This window comes from Maridesulfovibrio spiralis (SeqCode) (genome assembly GCF_048571135.1).
GTDB lineage: Bacteria > Desulfobacterota > Desulfovibrionia > Desulfovibrionales > Desulfovibrionaceae > Maridesulfovibrio > Maridesulfovibrio spiralis.
The window spans coordinates 2676090-2694241 of sequence record NZ_CP182344.1; the positions used below are offsets into that span (position 1 = coordinate 2676090).

An 18152-nucleotide genomic window follows, 5' to 3' on the forward strand; every position below is an offset into this window, starting at 1 on the left:
AGCTTATGCAGGAGTGGAAATGATAAGTTCCGTCTGCCGCTTTATAGAGCGGCACTTCCTTTTACTGGCAATTGTGTTGAGTGTTGCCGCCTTTGTACACCCCGTTCTTTTTACATGGATGAAAGCCCACATTGCCTTGAGTCTGGGCATTATCATGTTCGGCATGGGCTTGACTCTGGAGTTCAGCGATTTTGCCGCGGCGATCAGGAATTATAAAGCTGTGGGGCTGGGAGTGCTACTGCAGTATACTGTTATGCCCGTTCTGGCGGTGGGGATTGCCAGCATATTCGGTCTGCCGCAGGAAGCCTTGATCGGCATGGTCGTGGTAGGAGCCTGTCCGGGAGGCACTGCCTCAAATGTCATCGCACATCTTGCCAAGGCTAACGTTGCGCTTTCGGTAACCATGACCCTGATTTCCACTTGCCTTGCTCCGATATTGACCCCGCTGATTATTTACCTTCTTCTTAACCAGCAGATTGAAATTCCCTTCCTGCCCATGGTCAAATCCGTATTCTGGATTGTAATTTTTCCGTTGGTGGATGGTCTTGTCCTGCGCAGATTACTCAAGCAGAGGCTTAACCCGCTGCTGCATGTTTTCCCATCCGTCTCTATTCTGGTCATTTCCATGCTCATTGCCTGCATCATCGGTTTGAACCGCGATATGCTGGCTTCTTTTCCGCTGCTTGTCTTTATCGCTGTTGCCCTGCATAATCTCGGTGGACTGGGAGCCGGATACGGGGCCGGGCGTCTGGCCGGATTCAGCCATCGCGACAGCCTGACCATGGCTATTGAGGTCGGTATGCAGAATTCAGGGCTGGGTGTTGCTTTGGCGACAAAATATTTTGGCATAGCAAGCGCGTTGCCCGGGGCGTTGTTCAGTCTCTGGCATAATATTTCGGGGATATTTTTAGCCAACCGTAACCGTGCAGGTTCTTCAGGAGGAGAGCATGAAGGAAAATCTTGACGAAATTATCGATTCGATTCTGGAAAATGTTTACCCCTTGTTCGAGCAACACCCGGAGTTGCAGAAACTTTTGCGGGATATGAGCATGGCCGTATGCGCAGATTCTGCCAATATTTCACCGGATCAGGAACTTTTCCCTTCACTGCTTGCCCAAAAGGGAATCGCGTTATTCGAGGCGAACTACAACGCAATTCTCGGACAGGTTCAATCGCTCGATCCTTCTTTCAAAATAGCCTGCAAAGCAGGATGTTCTTACTGCTGTTCTTCGCATATCACGGTGACCCCACAGGAAGGATTCCATATCGCCCTGCATCTGGCTGCGACCCGCAGTACTGAAGAATTTACCGCATTGGCAGAACAGTGCGTTGAAATCGGTGTGGGACTTGAATCTACAACCATAGAAGAATTTGCGAAAAATTATTTTCAAATCTGTCCGTTTTTAAAAGACGACAAATGTTCGGTCTATGACGTGCGCCCGGTGCTGGCGAGGAATTGGATTTCCACTGACGTTGAGGCGTGCCGCAAAAGCTTTGATTCAAAAAACAAGATCAGCGTGCCGCAGAATGCATTGGTGATGGTCCAGAAAGATCTGATCTATGCCGGACAGGCCGCATATCTGGCAGGATTCGGCATAGATGGAAATATTTGTTCATTCATGCCGCTCATGGCCCAGATTCTGACCGATTTCGAAGGAACCTACGGCAAGTGGCTGGCCGGAGAAAAATTAAACGGGCAGATGTAGCTGCGGCGTTTTAATTAGCTTACGCATTTAGCTCTGTTATATTGTTTTTCAAAAATAACCCCGCCGTATCTCTGAGATACGGCGGGGTTTTATTTCGACAAATATTTTGTAAGCTATCTGCGAAGCTTAACAAAAGTTTTTGGGATTCTTAAACCCTTTTGCAAAAGGGTTTAAGGCCGCCGGGAGGCTCCCCGAAGGGGCTCGCGGCAGCGCCGCCGGGAGGCATGCCTTTTAAGGCAGTTCGATTTCGCCTTTGGCGATCATTTCTTCGATCTGGGCAACGTCTTTGTCACCGCGACCGGAGAGGTTGACGATGATGATTTTATCTTTATCGAGCTGGGGAGCAAGCTTGAGGGCATGTGCCAGCGCGTGGGAAGATTCTAGCGCGGGGATGATTCCTTCAGTTTGGGAAAGTTTGAAGAAAGCATCTACTGCTTCTTTGTCGGAAGCGTGCTCGTACTGTGCGCGTCCGAGGTCCTTGAGATGGGAATGCTCGGGGCCTACGCTGGGGTAGTCAAGACCTGCGGAGATGGAGTAAACCGGAGCAGGTTCGCCTTTTTCGTCTTTCAGCATGTAGGAGTTGAAGCCGTGCATTACGCCGGGTTCGCCGAGGCAAAGGGTTGCCGCGTGTTCACCTGGCTCAAGGCTACGTCCGGAAGGTTCTACACCGATGAGTTTAACGGATTCATCTTCAATGAAATCAGCGAACATACCGATAGCGTTGGAACCGCCGCCGACACAGGCGATGCAGTAATCTGGAAGGCGTCCTTCGTCTTCAAGGCACTGCTGTTTGGCTTCTCGGCCGATCACGGACTGGAAGTCGCGGACCATGCCCGGGTAGGGGTGGGGACCAACGGCAGAGCCTAGCAGGTAAAAAGTATTTTCAGCGTCACCGATCCATGCAGCCAAAGCTTCGTCAACAGCTTCTTTAAGGGTTTTTTGGCCAGATTTTGCGGCTACTACGTCTGCACCCATCATGCGCATGCGGAAAACGTTCAGCTTCTGGCGTTCCATGTCAACTTCACCCATGACGATGGTGCATTTCATGCCCATGAGCGCGCAGGTTGCTGCGGTTGCAACGCCGTGCTGTCCTGCACCGGTTTCGGCTATGATTTTTTTCTTGCCCATGCGTTTTGCGAGCAGGATCTGGCCGATGGTGTTGTTTACTTTGTGTGCGCCGAGGTGGTTGAGGTCTTCACGTTTGAGATAGATTTTAGCACCGTCAAGCTCTTCAGTGAGATTGGAGCAGAGGTAGAGGGGAGTAGGGCGGCCGGAATATTTCGCAAGATAGTACTGGAACTCTTCCAGAAACTCAGGGTCGTTGCGATATTTTTCATAGTTGTCAGCCAGCTCATTCAGGACAGGAAGAACCTGTTCGGGAACAAACTGTCCACCGTATTCACCAAAAAAGCCGTCTGCATTGATAGTTGCGTTGTCAGTCATTTTTTCTCTCCTGAATTTTTTCTACGACAGTGCTGTGCAGGCATAAAAAAACCGCGACCAGTTTTCACTGTCGCGGTTCTATAATTTTGTTATTTGTTACCTGTATTTTGAACGTAACCAACCGCGACGCATTATCTGCGCCACCACCAAAAATAAAGTGTAAAGTTGGAGTAAGAAACGTTCATGATGGAGAAGTGTTTACCCCGCTCCTGCAAAGTTGTCAACAAAATCGGTTTTATTGGTTTTTTTGAATGTATGTTTTAGTTAAGTCTCGGTTATTTTTAAATATAGTACTTTTAGTCAAATGGAAAATGAGGTATGTTCTTAACAATATCTATTGAATTTAAGGCTGGTTGTGCTTGATAAATAACTAAAATATCAGACTTTAAATGAGGTGTGTATGGAGTTCTTTCTGGACACTGCTAATCTTGATGAGATCAGGAAGGCCAAGGCTCAGGGACTGATGGACGGTGTAACCACAAACCCGACCCTTCTCTCAAGGGAAGGGGGCGATTGGCGCAAGCAGGCCGAGGCCATCTGTGCCGAGGTTGATGGGCCGGTCAGCCTTGAAGTTGTCGGGGAAACCGCCGAAGAAATGGTACGCGAGGCCGAAGACCTTGCCGGTTTCGGCGATAACGTTGTCATCAAGGTTCCCATGACCAACGAGGGGCTGGTGGCTACCAAGAGTTTGTACCGCAAGGGTATGAAAACCAATGTTACGCTTGTTTTTTCCCCCTTGCAGGCCCTGCTGGCAGCCAAGGCCGGGGCTACTTATGTCAGCCCGTTCGTAGGACGGTTGGATGGAATTGCCCATGACGGCATGGAGTTGATCAGCCAGATCCGTACTATTTTTGATAATTATGAATTTCCCACCAAGGTGCTGGTGGCTTCCATCCGCCACCCAATGCATGTGCTGGATTCTGCCCTCATCGGTGCGGATGTGGCGACCATTCCTTACAGTGTGATCAGCCAGCTGGCAGCGCACCCCCTGACCGATAAGGGGCTGGCGTCATTTAATGCGGACTGGGAAAAGCTGACCAAGTAATTTTGCATAGCTGTACTCGAATTTGACTGCGGCTCTTCTTGTGAAGGGCCTTTTTTTGCTCCTCTGAATATTGGAATTTTATAAAATATTCCTGTAAACTGCGTGTATGTCCAAACGTCCGATACTAATTCTTCAGATGCAGCGTATGGGGGATTTGATCCTCTCCTTTCCACTTGTCCTCTGGCTGGAGAGAACTTATCCCGGTCATCCTATCTGGGTGGTGGCTGAAGAGAAGTTTTTTCGCCCGCTTATGAATGTAAGTCCCCGAGTTTATTATTTCCCTTGGGAAGGCGTGAGCGTTTTGCGCCAGAACAAGTATGAGCTGATCATCAATTTAAGTATCCGTGACGAAGCGGCTAATCTGGCCGGAGAGCTTGATGCTGAGGCCAAGCTCGGACCTGTGGTTTTGAAAAACGGTGCTACTCATATTTATGGCGACTGGCAGCTTTACCGGGCCAGCGTGGTTGAGAATAACCGCCACAACCTTTTTCACTGGGCTGATTTAAATGCTTTGGATTGCATTCCTGTAAGCAGTCTTGCGGCTACATCTTGGCCACAGCCCCGGACATTACATAAAGATTCCAACCGAATCGGGCTTTTTCTTGGAGCCAGTGAGGAGGCCAAGCGGCCTTCTGTCCGTTTCTGGGCGGATTTGTGCGCCGAGCTTTTAAAGCGAGGTCTGCGCCCGGTGTTGTTCGGCGGGCCTATGGAGCAGGGTCTGGGGCAGGAAGTGGCCCGTCTGTTCAAAGGTCCGGTGCTGGATATGTGCGGTAAACTGAATCTTGCCGAACTGATTGCCGTCGGACAGTCTTTGCAGCTATTCATTACCCCGGACACAGGTCCCATGCATCTCGCCGCATGGTCCGGCATGAAGGTACTTAACCTTTCCATGGGCAATGTAAATCCTTGGGAAACCGGTCCTTACCAGAATGATCATTACGTGCTCCGATCAACCATGAGTTGTGCTTTGGGCTGCTGGTCCTGCACCCGGGATAAACTTTACTGCCATGACCCTTTTACTCCTTCCCGTATTGCCGTAGCCGCGAAGCGTATAATTATTGAAGATCGGGCTGGATTATCCAAGATGAATATGCCGGGATTGCGCATGTCTCTTTCTGCCCGTAAGGATAATGGCTTGTATTCTTTGGAGCAGATTAGCGGCAGCCGCTCACAGGCCGGTGATTTACTGGGCCGTTTTTGGCAGAAATTTTTTGGGGCACTTTTCGGCCTATGGAATATGGAGCAAGCAATGGTCGTCTGGCGGGAATTTTCCGAACAGAATCCGGTCCTTGCTTCCAGAATGGCAGCCCATCTTCCCCGTCTTGGAAAAGAATTCAGCCGAGGGCTTGCCCGCAGTACTCCCCTTGATGATTCTTTCTGGAATTCATGTCCCTTGATTTTGAGACAGTTTACCGGATTCATACATCTTTTCTTACAGAACAATGACTACAGCCGTCACTCATGGATCCAAGTCCTTTCCCATTATGAAAAGCTGGCTTCGGTGGTCAGCCAGAGCTGATTCGGGTGAACTTTTTTTCCTAAAGCGGAAGAATGTTCCACTTTTTTAAACAAAATTCTTTATCTAATATACTGAAATAATTTAATTTCGTTTTTGGCACGCCTCGTGAATATAAGTATGTCGAGGAGTCAGAAAATGAAAATACTTCCACATCTCGAACAAAGTAATCAGGATTTGAGCAACCTTTTGGACAGAACTTCTCTGTCTGAAAGTTCTTTTCGTTCATCAATGTTTGATAATTTCCTTTATTCCAGCCAGTCCGAGGTTGAATCCTCGTACCAGCAGGCTCAGGATTTAATCAGTGACTCCAGACCCTTGTATGAAGAGTCTGAGAGAGCGTCTGATTATATTGATGAAGCTGCGGAAAACGTGGCGATACAGTCTGTTGAAGAACAGCCTCAGGACGTCACCGTCAGCCGTGAAGACTGGAATGAAATCAAGGAAGAGCTCGAAGAGTACGGCCTTGATAAGAAGGATATTGCCGAGCTTGAAGAAAAGGTAATGAGCGAAAACGGCATTACCTACGGACAGCTTGTGTCCGAGCTTTCTGGTATGATGAAGGGCATGAAGGGGATTAATTTAAGTCCCATTCAGGAGCAGAACCTCAATTCTATTTTTTCTCAGCTGGGATTTAATCCTGATGAATCCAAGCAGCTGCTGGCCTCTATCCGCAAGGGCAACCTTGGTGATGTGGTTGAGAAGATGCAGGCCAAGCTTGCAACAATGTCTGACTCTGAAAAGCTCCAGCTTTCTGAAGATGAAACCAAGACCCTCACTGACCTGTTCAAGCTGGGCGGAGGCACTGGCAAAAAACTTTCGCAGCTTCTTACCTCAGACGGCGCAACCGTTGCCGATTTTAAGAAAGGTTTTTCTGTTCTCAAGACAGCTTTGGCCCAGCAGCAGTCCGCTCAGGACGCCAAGGATATCAAGCTGGTTAAGAGCGTAAGCGATTCCCTGCGTTCAGCGATGGACAAAGCTTCCGACCAGTCTCCCAGCGTTGTGCGTATGGCTTCTGCCGAGGTTATCAGCGATTCCATGGGTGTGACCAAGGAGATAGGTGAAAGCACTAAGCAGGACGGCCAGAAAGTCGCGGAAAATTCTGCCCAGAAGAACGGCGCAGACATGAAGGGTGATTCAAACCCCGGTAAGCAGCAGGCAGGGCAGAGCGAGGACAAGAATTCCAATCGCCATTGGCTTGAGCAGCTCCTTTCCGATTCCGATGACGTGGACGGTTGGGATCAGTTTTTCGGCAAGCTTACTGATGAGTCTTTCGTGAAGGGCGAAGGCAACCTTACCGGAAATATTTTCGGTAACGGCATTGGTACTCTGCAGGGTGCAGTGAAGTCCGCACAGGCCGGCAAGGCTGATGTCATGTGGGAAAAAACTGCCCGGTCCAATATCCTTGAGCAGGTTCAGGAAGGAATCTTCAAGAATCTCGGTCAGGGACGCAAGCAGCTGACATTGCAGCTTAATCCACATGATATGGGCACTGTTAACGTAATGTTGCAGGTTAAGAACAAGGATGTGCAGGCCACAATCAGGGCCGAAAATCCCGAAACAGCGAAAGTTATTGCCGAGCAGCTTGAAGTTGTGAAGCAGGCTCTGGAAGAACAGGGCCTTAAAGTGGAAAAACTTGAAGTTCAGACCGGTATTTCTGATGGTCAGACTGATTCTTCATGGAAAAATGCTGAAGATCATAATTCGGCGCAATATCAGGAAATGATGTCGGAAATGCGCAGGCGCTGGCAGACTTTAAGACAGGAAGGAACCTCTTTGGCCCAGGAAATGCAGAGTGTAAACCACAAGGCACAAATTTCCCAGAGCGGGCTTTACATAGTGGCTTAACAAAAATTTAGGCCCGCTTAGCAAAATTAAAGAGGTGTAGTCATGGGATACGTAGGGTTCAGTAACATACTCGGAAGGGCGGAAGCCGATATGGCAGCCAGCAACAAGCCTGAGCACAAAAGCCAGCTTGGTCAGGATGACTTCCTGAAGCTTCTCCTTACCCAGATGCAGAATCAGGACCCGGCCAACCCCATGGAAGATAAAGAGTACATGGCGCAGATGGCACAGTTCTCCAGTCTTGAACAGCTCACTCAGGTGAACAGCAATATCAAGACAATGATCGACAACGGCACTCAGGAGCAGATGGTTTCCGCAGTAGGCTTCATCGGCAAAGAAGTCAAAGCTGAGGGTTATAACATCAGTCGTGACAACGGAGAAATCAGTAAGGTCTTTTACGGTCTTGGCGAACCTGTCGCTAACGCGTTCATCAACATTTATGATCAGGACCAGAACCTTGTACGCACAGTTCAGCTCGGCTCGAAGGCTAAAGGGACCTATGAGTTCGAATGGGACGGAAAGAACTGGGCAGGCAAGAATGCTTCGGACGGTGTCTACACCATCGCGATGGCGGCGGAAGACGCTAATGGAAGTCCGGTAATGGTTAAGACGGAAGTCAGTGGCGAAGTCAGCGGAGTGGTTTCCGAAGGTGGTCAGCAGTATCTGCACCTTAAAGACGGTCGCTACATCAACTTCCTCAACATCAAGGAAGTAGTAAGTCCGACGGTAGTAACCGAGTCAAACGACGAATCTTCTGCAAGCTAATAAGGTCTACGGCAAGATCTTGCTTAAAGAGGTAGGGAACAATCGCGAGTCAACAGGACTTTAGGAGGTTCTAATGGGTTTATCAGCATCATTATTCTCAGGTATCACTGGTTTGCAGGCACATGGCGACAAGATGTCCGTGCTTGGTAACAACATCGCAAACGTAAACACCGTAGGCTTCAAAAGCGCAAAGATGCACTTTGAAGATGCAATCAGTCAGGATATGTCCACCGCCACAGGAACCGCTCAGGTCGGTCGCGGTGTTCAGGTAGGGGCAATTTATGCCGACTACGCTCAGGGGTCTTTTGAAACTACCTCTGAATCCACTGACCTCGCAATTGGTGGTGACGGATTTTTCATTGTCTCTCCCAAGGATGAAGACACTTCTTATTACACTCGTGCCGGTAACTTCCGCTTCGACAAAGACGGTTACCTCACCGACCCCCACGGCTACGTGTTGCAGGGTTGGCAAGTGCAGGACGAAAGTAGCTCTCAGGTTGCTACCGGAGCAAGTGTGAATACCAGTAATTCGGTTCGTACTGTCGGTGTCCCCACCGATATCAGACTGGAAAACTTCCAGTCCGCTCCCAAGGAAACCACGACTATTAACATGGTTACCAACCTTGATTCCCAGGAAGCAAGCCGCGCAGAAAACGCAACAGATCCTTATCTTGCTCTTTTCAATTCATGGGACGGAACCGCAGAACCGCCTATCGGTGATTCCCTGTACGGTTACCAGTCCACTATTAAAGTCTATGACGCCAACGGCTCCGCACATAATGTTACTACTTATTTTGATCAGGTTACCCTTAGTAACGCCGGTGGTAAAAAGGTTTGGGAATTTATCGTAACCTGCAGCCCCGAGGAAGACGGACGTATCTTCCCTAACGGAACAGATACATTTGCGAGCAACGCTGCAGCCGGTCTGCTTATGACCGGAACCATGACTTTCAACGCAGCCGGTGATTTGACCGGAGTATCTGCTTACACTCTTAAGAGTAACGCATCCGCAGGACCCGGTGCTGCCGTGGATCCGACCACATCCAAGGATGCAGATATGTGGACTCTGGCTGAATTCTCGCAGGATGGTTTGCCGGTAATGACCGCGAACTTTCTCTCAAGGTCTAACGCAAGTTATACCAACGCAACCAATCTGCCGGTTACTATCGAGATGAACTTCGGACTTAACAATTCCGATTTGTCTGGAACCGGATCAACCAAGGGTTGGGGAAGCGCAACAGCCTCCAACGCCAGCCTGCTTGGTTCTAATATTACTGATGTCAGCACCATCCCCAACTTCGGTGATGCGGAAAAGAGTGCTCTTTCAACTACCAGTTACAGCTCCGGTTCAACCACTTTGTTCCAGTCTCAGGATGGTTACACCGCAGGTTTCCTGCAGAGTACTTCCGTGAGCAGGGACGGTGTCCTGACCGGGCGTTATTCCAACGGACAGATTCAGGAACTCTATGTCCTGACTCTTGCCTCATTCAACAATGATTGGGGACTCCGGAGGGAAGGCGGTAACCTCTTCACCGAAACAAGGGAATCCGGGGATGCATTGACCGGTCTGCCGAACAGCAGCGGTAAAGGCTCCATCGCTTCCAACTCCCTTGAGATGTCAAACGTTGACCTCGCAGTCGAGTTTGTGAACATGATTACCACCCAGCGCGGTTTTCAGGCTAACTCGAAGGTTATCACCACCACTGACACCATGATGGGCGAACTTATCCAGCTCAAGCGCTAAAGTGAATGAAGTATCCTGAATTGATGCTGAATATATAGGAAAACTCCTTCTACAACCTCCGCAGACGGGATTGACTCCCCCGACTGCACAGGTACCCGGTAGCCCCGCATTCGAATATGCCGTTTCGAATGCGGGGCTACCTTTTTTATTTCCATATATCTTAAGAACTCTTTTTTCCGGGTTAAATCTTTTTCCGCGTCTGAATATATTTTTGACTTTCTCCTAAGGCTTTACCGTCGGAAATTTATGCCTATGGCTAGGTTTGTTTTAGTAAAATGCTGTTAAACCAGTATGTTGGTCGGTGGTAGGACAGGTTTTCCGGTTAGGGAGAAATATGGACGGAAGAGCGGGAAAAAATTGACTCTTTAGCTGTACATAAAGAAGTCTAGACTTTGTATATATGATTAAATTATTGAAATGTATGATATAAATGTTTTTGGCACGTGCTCTGCTTAAGGTTGGTTAACAAAAACGGAATTTTGTGAACTACAAGGAGGTTCAGATATGTCCTTAGTCATTAACCACAACATGATGGCAATGCATGCCTCACGCAACTTACAGGAAGCGTACGGCAATCTCGGTACTTCAACTCGTCGCCTCTCCTCCGGTTTGAGAGTCGGCACCGCAGCAGATGATGCTGCAGGTCTCGCAATTCGCGAACTGATGCGCGCAGATGTTAAATCCCTTAATCAGGGTATGAGAAACGCAAATGACGCGATTTCCATGATCCAGACTGCAGACGGCGCACTGCAGGTTATCGATGAGAAGCTCATCCGCATGAAAGAGCTTGCAACCCAGGCTTCCACCGGTACTTACAACTCCGACCAGCGTCTTATCATCGACTCTGAATATCAGGCCATGGCTTCGGAAATTACCCGTATCGCAATGGCTACCGACTTCAACGGTATCCATCTGCTGAACGGTAACCTTTCCGGTGCAAGCAGCGACCATGAGGGAGCAGGGCTTCATTCAACCGGGCCTCTTAAGGTTCACTTCGGAACCGGTAACGATTGCGCGGAAGACTATTACTATATCTCCATAGGCAGTTCTACTGCTTCTTCACTTGGTGTCGATACTTCCGTATCAACACAGGAGCTCGCGCAGAAGTCTCTGGATAAGCTCCAGCAGGCAATTATTTCAAAAGATAAGATTCGTGCGAATCTCGGTGCTATGCAGAACAGGTTGGAAAATACCATCACCAACCTTTCAATTCAGGCAGAAAACGTACAGGCAGCGGAATCACGTATCTCCGATGTCGACGTAGCAACCGAAATGACTGAATTCGTGCGTAACCAGATTCTCACTCAGTCCGCGGTAGCGATGCTCTCGCAGGCTAATTCACTGCCGAAGATGGCAATGCAGCTCATTGGCGGTTAAAACCGCTTGAGATAATCGGGTGAAGATTAAGGACTGTGGAGGCGATTGATCACCGCCTCCCAGTCCTTGAACTTATTTTAGGGCAGGTATTAGAGAATGGAATTTTAGATTATTCTGTTTCAGTCTCAGAGAGATAATCAAGAGCCTTGGCCGCAGCTGTCTGCTCGGCTTTTTTCAGACTGGTTCCTTCCGAATCAAATGATTTCCCATCCGGGAGATTCAGGTTTACCATAAAAATCTTTTCATGTTCCGGGCCTTTTGTCCCGGTCAGCATATAGGTCGGACGTTCTTTAAATCTGGCCTGAGTCTCTTCCTGCAGTTTGCTTTTGAAGTCTTTGGAGCTTTCAATTTTGAAAGTTTCAGGCCACTTGTCTTCAAATATCCGCATGATGAATGTTTGTGCTTCAGCGTAGCCTCCGTCCAAAAAGACAGCCCCGATAACAGCTTCCATTGCATCTGCCAGCAGGGAAGAGCGGGTGCGGCCCCCTTGCGCTTCTTCTCCTTTCCCGAGTTTGAGAAAAGAGTTAATTTCCAGTTCGCGGGCGATTGCGGCAAGACTTTTTTCTTTGACGAGCTTTGACCTGATCTTGGTCAATTGGCCTTCGTGGGCGTCTTGGAACCTCTTGTAAAGCTCTTCGGTTACGCAAAGTTCCAGCACTGCATCGCCCAAAAATTCCAGTCTTTCATTGTCTTCAACAGGTTCGGACTGTTCATTTGCCCATGAACTATGGGTAAGAGCAGTTGCTAAATGCTTGACTTGAGAAAATCGATAGTGGATACCTTGCTGGAGGCGTGAAAAATTTTCTACCATACAACCCTGCTTGAATTTATATTATCGAATGTATTCTTATTCATGTTTAAAGGCCTTGTTTGAGCCTGAATCAATTGCCGTAATCGGAGTGTCTGCTGACTCTCAGGATAAGGCCAGCGTAATTACTGCCAACCTTCTTGCCTCTGGATATAAGGGAAAAATATTCCCCGTCAATGGGAAGGGGGCCGAAGTTCACGGTCTTAATGCGTTTTCTTCCATATCCGGACTGCCCCGAGGAACCGATCTAGCTATGATTTGCCTGCCGCCTGCTGACGCTATAAAAGCAGTCGAAGAGCTATCCAATATCCCGGTCCGGGCTGCTGTTGTTACCAGCGGCGGCTATGGTGAGACCGGACGCGAAGGTTATCGTCTGGAACGCGAATTGGCAAGAGCAGCCAAGAATCATGATATGATTATTCTCGGTCCTAATTGCATGGGACTCATGAACTCAGCTCTTTCAGTGAACGCCAGCCTTAATCCGGATTTTACACTTAAAGGAAATATTGCCTTTCTTTCCCAGTCCGGGGCCATGTGCAGTACTGCTCTTGACTGGGCAAACAATGAAGGGGTCGGTTTTTCCAAATTTATCAGCCTTGGCAACAAAGCGGTGCTTGGCGAAGCGACAATGATTAACTACCTGGCCAATGATGACGATACAAAAGTAATTGTCGGCTATTGTGAGACCCTCAAAGACGGTCAGGATTTTCTGCGCACTGCTTACGATACCACTTTCAAGAAACCGCTTATCCTTTTGCGGGCCGGGGAAACTCCTTCCGGTGCTCGCGCTGCATCTGCCCATGCCGGAGCTTTGACCGGGGCCACCACAGCGTACAATGCAGCTTTTCGCCAGACAGGAGTTATGCAGGCTGTTGATATTGAAGATATGTTCAACCTTGCCCATGCATTTTCCTGCCAGCCCTTACCTAACGGCTCCAACGTAGCCATCGTCACCAACTCCGGAGGTCCCGGCATTCTTGCTGCCGACATGTGTGAAAAAGGATCCCTTAATATTTCCCGTCCTTCATCGGCTACACTCGACAAGATGAAGGAAGTGCTGCCACCTTATGCATCGCTTTACAACCCCATCGATATGCTCGGTGATGCCAAAGCAGATACCTACCATAAGGTTTTGCGGGCCGTAGCTGAAGATGACGTCTTTCATTCCATACTGATTATTCTGACTCCGGCGGCGAATATTCTTGATGATGTGGAAAAAGTTGCCGCCGACATTATCGAGCTGGCAAAAGAATGTGACAAGCCGATCCTGACCTGCTTTATGGGCGACCACTCGACCAGAAAATCCCGCAGGATGCTTCGTGCGGCAGGACTACCCTGCTATGAATTTCCCGAAGCTGCGGTGCGCTCCCTTGATGCCATGACCCGCTGCTACCGTTGGCAGAAAAAAGATTGGCCCATCGATGTCTGTTTCAGGCGCGATTACTCCAAGGCCAAGTCTATCGTTGAAAACTGCCGCAAGACCGGGTTGACCGAGCTTGTGGAGTTGGACGCGCAGCAGCTTGCTTCCGCGTATGAGCTTCCGGTTCCTGAAACCGTACTGGCCCGTACTTCCAATCAGGCCGCCAAAGCTGCCAAAAGGATCGGCTATCCCGTAGTACTCAAGGTCGCTTCGCCGCAGATATCACGCAAACAGGAGCTTGGTCTGGTTGTTACTGACATTGAGACTCCGCAGGCATTGCGCAAGGCTTTTCTGGAAATCACAACCCGCGCCGCCAGAAGGTGCAAGGATGCCTACATTACCGGGTGTCTGGTGCAGGCTATGGGGCCGAAAGATTCCCACGAAATTGTGGTCAGCTTCAAGCGTGATCCCCAGTTCGGGCCGCTTATAAATTTTTCCCTTGCAGGGCTTCACGTAGACCTGCTTGGTGATGTATCATCACGGCTGGCCCCGCTGGCTCTTAATGATGCGCAGGAAATGATCCGGGAGATCAAAGCCTATCCCATTCTGCGTGGAGTACGTAGCGGGGCGGCGGTGAACCTCGGTGCGCTGGAAGATGTGCTGCTAATGGTTTCCCAGATGGCCTCGGATCTTCCGGAAATTCAGGAGGCTGAATTCAACCCGGTTATCGCCGGACCTGATGGTGCTGTTGTCGCCAATATGCGCATGACTGTAAGCTAGTTTCGCCTCCGGCGGTCCTCCGGGGGGCAGCGTTGCTCTCTATATCCGTAAGACTCGAGCAAGAAGCTCTCGCCTAACGGCTATAGGTAAGAACCCTTTTTGGAAAAAGGGTTCTCTGGACTCTCTCAAAAACTTTTATTAGGGCTTCGCCGCTGTTACTCGAAGATTTTTCTTTGATTTTGTTTTGATTACAAGGAGGACTTTATGTCCGGTTTATATATTGGTTCTACAAGCGGTTATTCCGGTAAGAACATGATTGTCATGGGCTTGGGGCTTCATTTTCAGAAGCAGGGCGTCAGCGTTGGTTACATGAAACCCGTCGGTGCTATTCCCGCGGAGGTTGACGGCAGACTGGGGGATGAGGATGCCTTTTTCCTTCAGGATGTGCTCGGCGTTTCCAATCCGCCGAACGTAGTTACCCCGGTGGTTGTTACCCACGATTTCAAGGTGCAGGCTTTCAACGGCAAGGTTGAGGACCATGTGCAGCCCATTGTGGAGGGGTACGAGAAGATCAGCGCGGGCAAAGACCTGACTCTGGTCGCCGGGTCCGGTTCAATGTATTCCGGCAAATATTGCGGCGTGGACGGTATTCATCTGGTTAAGAAGCTGGGCATCAAGTGTGTGGTCATCGACCGTTTCCAGAAGGAGCTTAACTACGACTATCTAGTGGTTCTCAAAGAATCACTGGGTGATAATCTGGTCGGGGTTGTTCTGAATGACATCCCGCCGACCTTCATGGACGAGATTACCACTCTGATCAAACCCTTCCTTGAGCGTAAGGGCGTAAAAGTCCTCGGCGTGATCCCCAAAGACCCGCTTATGGGAACCATCAAAGTCGGTGATCTTGCCGACCGTCTCGGCGGAAAGATTATCACTGCCCACAACCGTATCGATCAGCCGGTGGAAAGTTTCCTCATCGGTACTATGCAGGTTGAGAACTTCATGACCCACTTCCGCAGACACCGCAACTCAGCGGTTATTGTCGGCGGTGACCGTTCCGATGTCCAGCTGGTGGCTCTTGAGGGCGAATGTCCCTGTCTGGTGCTGACCGGTAATCTTTACCCCAACGACATCATCCTGACCCGTTCTGAAGTTCTGGAAACACCCATCATTATAGTTCGCGACGACACATTTTCAGTCGCCAAGAAGATGGAAGATATCCTTTCCCGCCACAAGCTGCGCGAATCTGCAAAGATCAAGCACGGCGTTGAGCTGGTAGAAAAACACATCGATTTCGGTTACCTGAAAAAACAGCTGGGACTGAAATATTAATTTTTGTCCAAATAAATAAACGCAAAAAAAGGAGAAACGGCTCAAGCTGTTTCTCCTTTTTTAGTGGCAATCAAAAATTATATGCAGCGAAGCTAATAAAAAAGGGTTTAAGTCCCCGGAAGGATCGCCGGTAGGCTCCCCGGAGGCAAAATCTTTTATAAAAAAAGCGCGGAGCGCATCAAATAATCTAAACAAATAAAGGATTATTACGGATTTCGTGCTTCACGGTAGTCATGGGGCCGTGTCCGGAGAAAACTTTTGTCTCACCGGGCAGGATGAAAATACGATTACTGATGGAGCTGAGCAGCTCATCACTGTTGCCTCCGGGCAGGTCGGTCCGTCCCACGGAAATCATGAACAGCAGGTCCCCCACGAAAATACAGCCCTGTGCCGGAAAGAAGTAGGACAGGCTTCCGGGTGTGTGTCCGGGGGTTTCGAGGATCATCACCGGATTGTCTAAAATGGTCTGGCGTCCCTGCTGCATATCAATTACTTCGAAATCCAACTCTTTTTGAAATTCGAGACATCCGCCGTCGTTCAGGGGAATTTCATTCAGGTATAAATCTTTGTGGCTCCCGTAAACTTTTGCCTTGGTCATTTTTTGCAGAAAGCCCACGCCGCCTACGTGGTCAAGATGCATATGGGTCAGGTATATGGAGCTGACACTAAGTTTGCGGTCATGGATTGCCTGCATCATGGGTTCAGGATCCAATCCGCAGTCAATCACCACGGCATCAGAACCAGAACTAAGCAGGTAAGAGTTGGTCTCAAGGGGACCCAGCACAAAAGTTTCGATCTGTATTTCTTTCATTGTTCGGGACTTGACTGTCTGTCGGCAATAGAGTGAAATCTTGCATAATAAAAAACAGCAACTATCAAGGATCTAGAATGCTTTATTTCTTGGGAAACTGTCAAATGGATTTCCTCAGCAGGGAAGTGCAGAAGTCTGGGCAGCTCTGTACCTACCGTGTACTTGCTTCGCCGTTTACTTATAACAGCTCACCGGGAATCATTCCTGAAGAGTTGGCAGCCTTGAATAGCAAATATGATCTGGACAAATATTACCACGACCGCAAATTATTGCATCAGTTCCAGATGATAGGCCCGGAAGATCCCAAGCCGGAACTTATTGTGATGAATCTTTTTCACGAAAACAGTCCGCTCTTCGTGCATGCTGCAGACAAATATATTTTTTTCGTCAATGCTGAATCATGGAGAGAATATCCCGAATTCGAACAGTGGATGAAAGGTAATTGCGGCATGGTCCAGGCCAGACCGGGAGGTTATCTGAAACGCTACCGGGAAATGATCGGTAATGTGCGCCAACGGTTCCCGGAAGTTCCCATCATCGTGGTTTCCCGCCTGTCACATTATCCCGCATTCGGGCCTGATCCCTATTCCTATCTTGAAGGCTGGGATGAGCTTTGGCGCACTGCAGGGCCGCTGCTCAAAAGCTGGGAAAGTGAACTTGATAATCTTACCGTAATCGAGCTGGATCGAATTTTTGCAGGAATATGGAATGGAAACGGGGCAGAGCAGAAAATAGAAGCGCATTGCCCGTTTCTCAAATTCAAGCTAACCGAAGAAAACGATGCCATTACCGGATTGCATGCCAGCCGCGATGTTGAGCATATAGGTTCCATGTGGCCTGCGCTGGCCCGCAAAATAGATCGATTTTTAAAAGAAGGGTGCATCGAATATTCAGCAGAAGAAATCGTGCCCGACGAATGGTTACGCCCTTGGCAGCCGGAACAGTTTCCTGAGGACAAGCTTTTGCAGATGTTGGCCTCCGGCTCAAATTATCTTTGCGCACGGGCTGTCGGATCTTTTTTTCTCAATCTCGGCAAAGATTACACTGAGCTTTTGGCCCGCACAGCTGAATTCACTCCGGTCTGCCATAATACCCTGCATATGATCAAAACCTATGCCCGTATCTGGCCCAATCCGGTTCTCGCGCATTGGTGTCAGGTGCATCGCGTTAATGCAGCCGCATTCAGTGCTAACGGGCCGATTTATACCCAGAATTATTTAAACAGAATTGATGAAATAGAAAAATTTGTTGGGAAGTGACGTTTGTTTTGTGTGTTGGTATGAGTAAATAAAGGAGAAAAGCTACAAATGAACAAGCATGAAAAAATTAATTATGTTGAGTTTCCTTCCAAAAATTTAGAAATCACCAAGGAATTTTTTGGTGATACGTTTGGTTGGTCATTTGTTGATTATGGTCCAGAATACATAGCGATCGTCGATGGCGGTATGGACGGAGGATTTTATAAATCCGACCTGACCTCAACTACTGACAAAGGTAGTGTGCTTGTTGTTTTGTACAGCGAGGAATTGGAGGCAACCCAGTTGAAAATCACAGATGCCGGCGGAAAAATTATAAAAGAAATTTTTTCATTTCCTGGAGGTCGAAGATTTCATTTTGCCGATCCTAACGGCAATGAATATGCAGTCTGGTCAGAGTAATACAGCTGTGCTGCAATATGCA

At 48.8% G+C, this 18152-nt stretch carries 15 protein-coding genes; 12 read left to right on the plus strand and 3 right to left on the minus strand.

Going from position 1 to position 18152, the window contains the following annotated elements:
- Positions 1 to 19 precede the first annotated feature (19 nt).
- Together ACNI29_RS12060 and ACNI29_RS12065 are read left to right on the plus strand one after the other, a co-directional pair.
- On the plus strand, positions 20 to 964 hold the full coding sequence (locus ACNI29_RS12060; RefSeq protein WP_419778616.1) for a bile acid:sodium symporter family protein: 945 nt from the start codon (positions 20 to 22) through the stop codon (positions 962 to 964).
- Positions 948 to 1706 (plus strand): YkgJ family cysteine cluster protein, encoded by a 759-nt coding sequence (locus ACNI29_RS12065; RefSeq protein WP_419778617.1) that lies wholly within the window; start codon positions 948 to 950, stop codon positions 1704 to 1706. Before ACNI29_RS12060 ends, ACNI29_RS12065 begins: the two co-directional genes overlap by 17 nt.
- 231 nt (positions 1707 to 1937) lie before the next feature.
- Here ACNI29_RS12065 and trpB read toward each other — a convergent pair whose 3' ends face one another.
- Positions 1938 to 3149: a tryptophan synthase subunit beta gene (trpB, locus tag ACNI29_RS12070; protein ID WP_419778618.1), complete on the minus strand. Its 1212-nt coding sequence runs from the start codon at positions 3147 to 3149 to the stop codon at positions 1938 to 1940.
- Positions 3150 to 3549: 400 nt separating this feature from the next.
- Here trpB and fsa point away from each other — a divergent pair, with 400 nt between their 5' ends.
- The 6 genes from fsa to ACNI29_RS12100 all read left to right on the plus strand — a co-directional run bounded on the left by fsa (position 3550) and on the right by ACNI29_RS12100 (position 11441).
- Positions 3550 to 4194 (plus strand): fructose-6-phosphate aldolase, encoded by a 645-nt coding sequence (gene fsa, locus ACNI29_RS12075; protein ID WP_419778619.1) that lies wholly within the window; start codon positions 3550 to 3552, stop codon positions 4192 to 4194.
- Positions 4195 to 4300: 106 nt separating this feature from the next.
- Positions 4301 to 5713: a glycosyltransferase family 9 protein gene (locus ACNI29_RS12080; RefSeq protein ID WP_419778620.1), complete on the plus strand. Its 1413-nt coding sequence runs from the start codon at positions 4301 to 4303 to the stop codon at positions 5711 to 5713.
- Positions 5714 to 5848: 135 nt separating this feature from the next.
- A complete protein-coding gene (locus ACNI29_RS12085; RefSeq protein ID WP_419778621.1) occupies positions 5849 to 7558 on the plus strand; it encodes a flagellar hook-length control protein FliK in 1710 nt (569 codons plus the stop codon).
- Between the two features lie 42 nt (positions 7559 to 7600).
- Positions 7601 to 8320: a flagellar hook assembly protein FlgD gene (locus ACNI29_RS12090; protein WP_419778622.1), complete on the plus strand. Its 720-nt coding sequence runs from the start codon at positions 7601 to 7603 to the stop codon at positions 8318 to 8320.
- Between the two features lie 73 nt (positions 8321 to 8393).
- Positions 8394 to 10064: a flagellar hook protein FlgE gene (locus ACNI29_RS12095; protein WP_419778623.1), complete on the plus strand. Its 1671-nt coding sequence runs from the start codon at positions 8394 to 8396 to the stop codon at positions 10062 to 10064.
- A gap of 504 nt (positions 10065 to 10568) precedes the next feature.
- Positions 10569 to 11441, plus strand: coding sequence for a flagellin N-terminal helical domain-containing protein (locus ACNI29_RS12100; protein ID WP_419778624.1), 873 nt, complete (start codon positions 10569 to 10571; stop codon positions 11439 to 11441).
- 109 nt (positions 11442 to 11550) lie between these two features.
- On the opposite strand, the gene rnc is transcribed toward ACNI29_RS12100, so the two are convergent.
- Entirely contained in the window at positions 11551 to 12252 is a 702-nt protein-coding gene (rnc, locus tag ACNI29_RS12105; RefSeq protein ID WP_419778625.1) for a ribonuclease III, read from the minus strand.
- Between the two features lie 28 nt (positions 12253 to 12280).
- On the opposite strand from rnc, the gene ACNI29_RS12110 reads away from it, so the two are divergent.
- Together ACNI29_RS12110 and ACNI29_RS12115 are read left to right on the plus strand one after the other, a co-directional pair.
- Positions 12281 to 14389 (plus strand): acetate--CoA ligase family protein, encoded by a 2109-nt coding sequence (locus ACNI29_RS12110; RefSeq protein WP_419778626.1) that lies wholly within the window; start codon positions 12281 to 12283, stop codon positions 14387 to 14389.
- Between the two features lie 204 nt (positions 14390 to 14593).
- Positions 14594 to 15661 (plus strand): phosphotransacetylase family protein, encoded by a 1068-nt coding sequence (locus ACNI29_RS12115; RefSeq protein ID WP_419778627.1) that lies wholly within the window; start codon positions 14594 to 14596, stop codon positions 15659 to 15661.
- A 187-nt stretch (positions 15662 to 15848) separates the two neighbouring features.
- Here ACNI29_RS12115 and ACNI29_RS12120 read toward each other — a convergent pair whose 3' ends face one another.
- A complete protein-coding gene (locus ACNI29_RS12120) occupies positions 15849 to 16472 on the minus strand; it encodes an MBL fold metallo-hydrolase (protein ID WP_419778628.1) in 624 nt (207 codons plus the stop codon).
- A 104-nt stretch (positions 16473 to 16576) separates the two neighbouring features.
- Between ACNI29_RS12120 and ACNI29_RS12125 the strand changes: the two genes are divergently transcribed.
- The gene (locus ACNI29_RS12125) at positions 16577 to 17731 is read left to right on the plus strand and encodes an SGNH/GDSL hydrolase family protein (protein WP_419778629.1); all 1155 of its coding nucleotides are present in this window, start codon (positions 16577 to 16579) and stop codon (positions 17729 to 17731) included.
- A 48-nt stretch (positions 17732 to 17779) separates the two neighbouring features.
- Positions 17780 to 18130, plus strand: coding sequence for a VOC family protein (locus tag ACNI29_RS12130; RefSeq protein ID WP_419778630.1), 351 nt, complete (start codon positions 17780 to 17782; stop codon positions 18128 to 18130).
- Positions 18131 to 18152 lie beyond the last annotated feature (22 nt).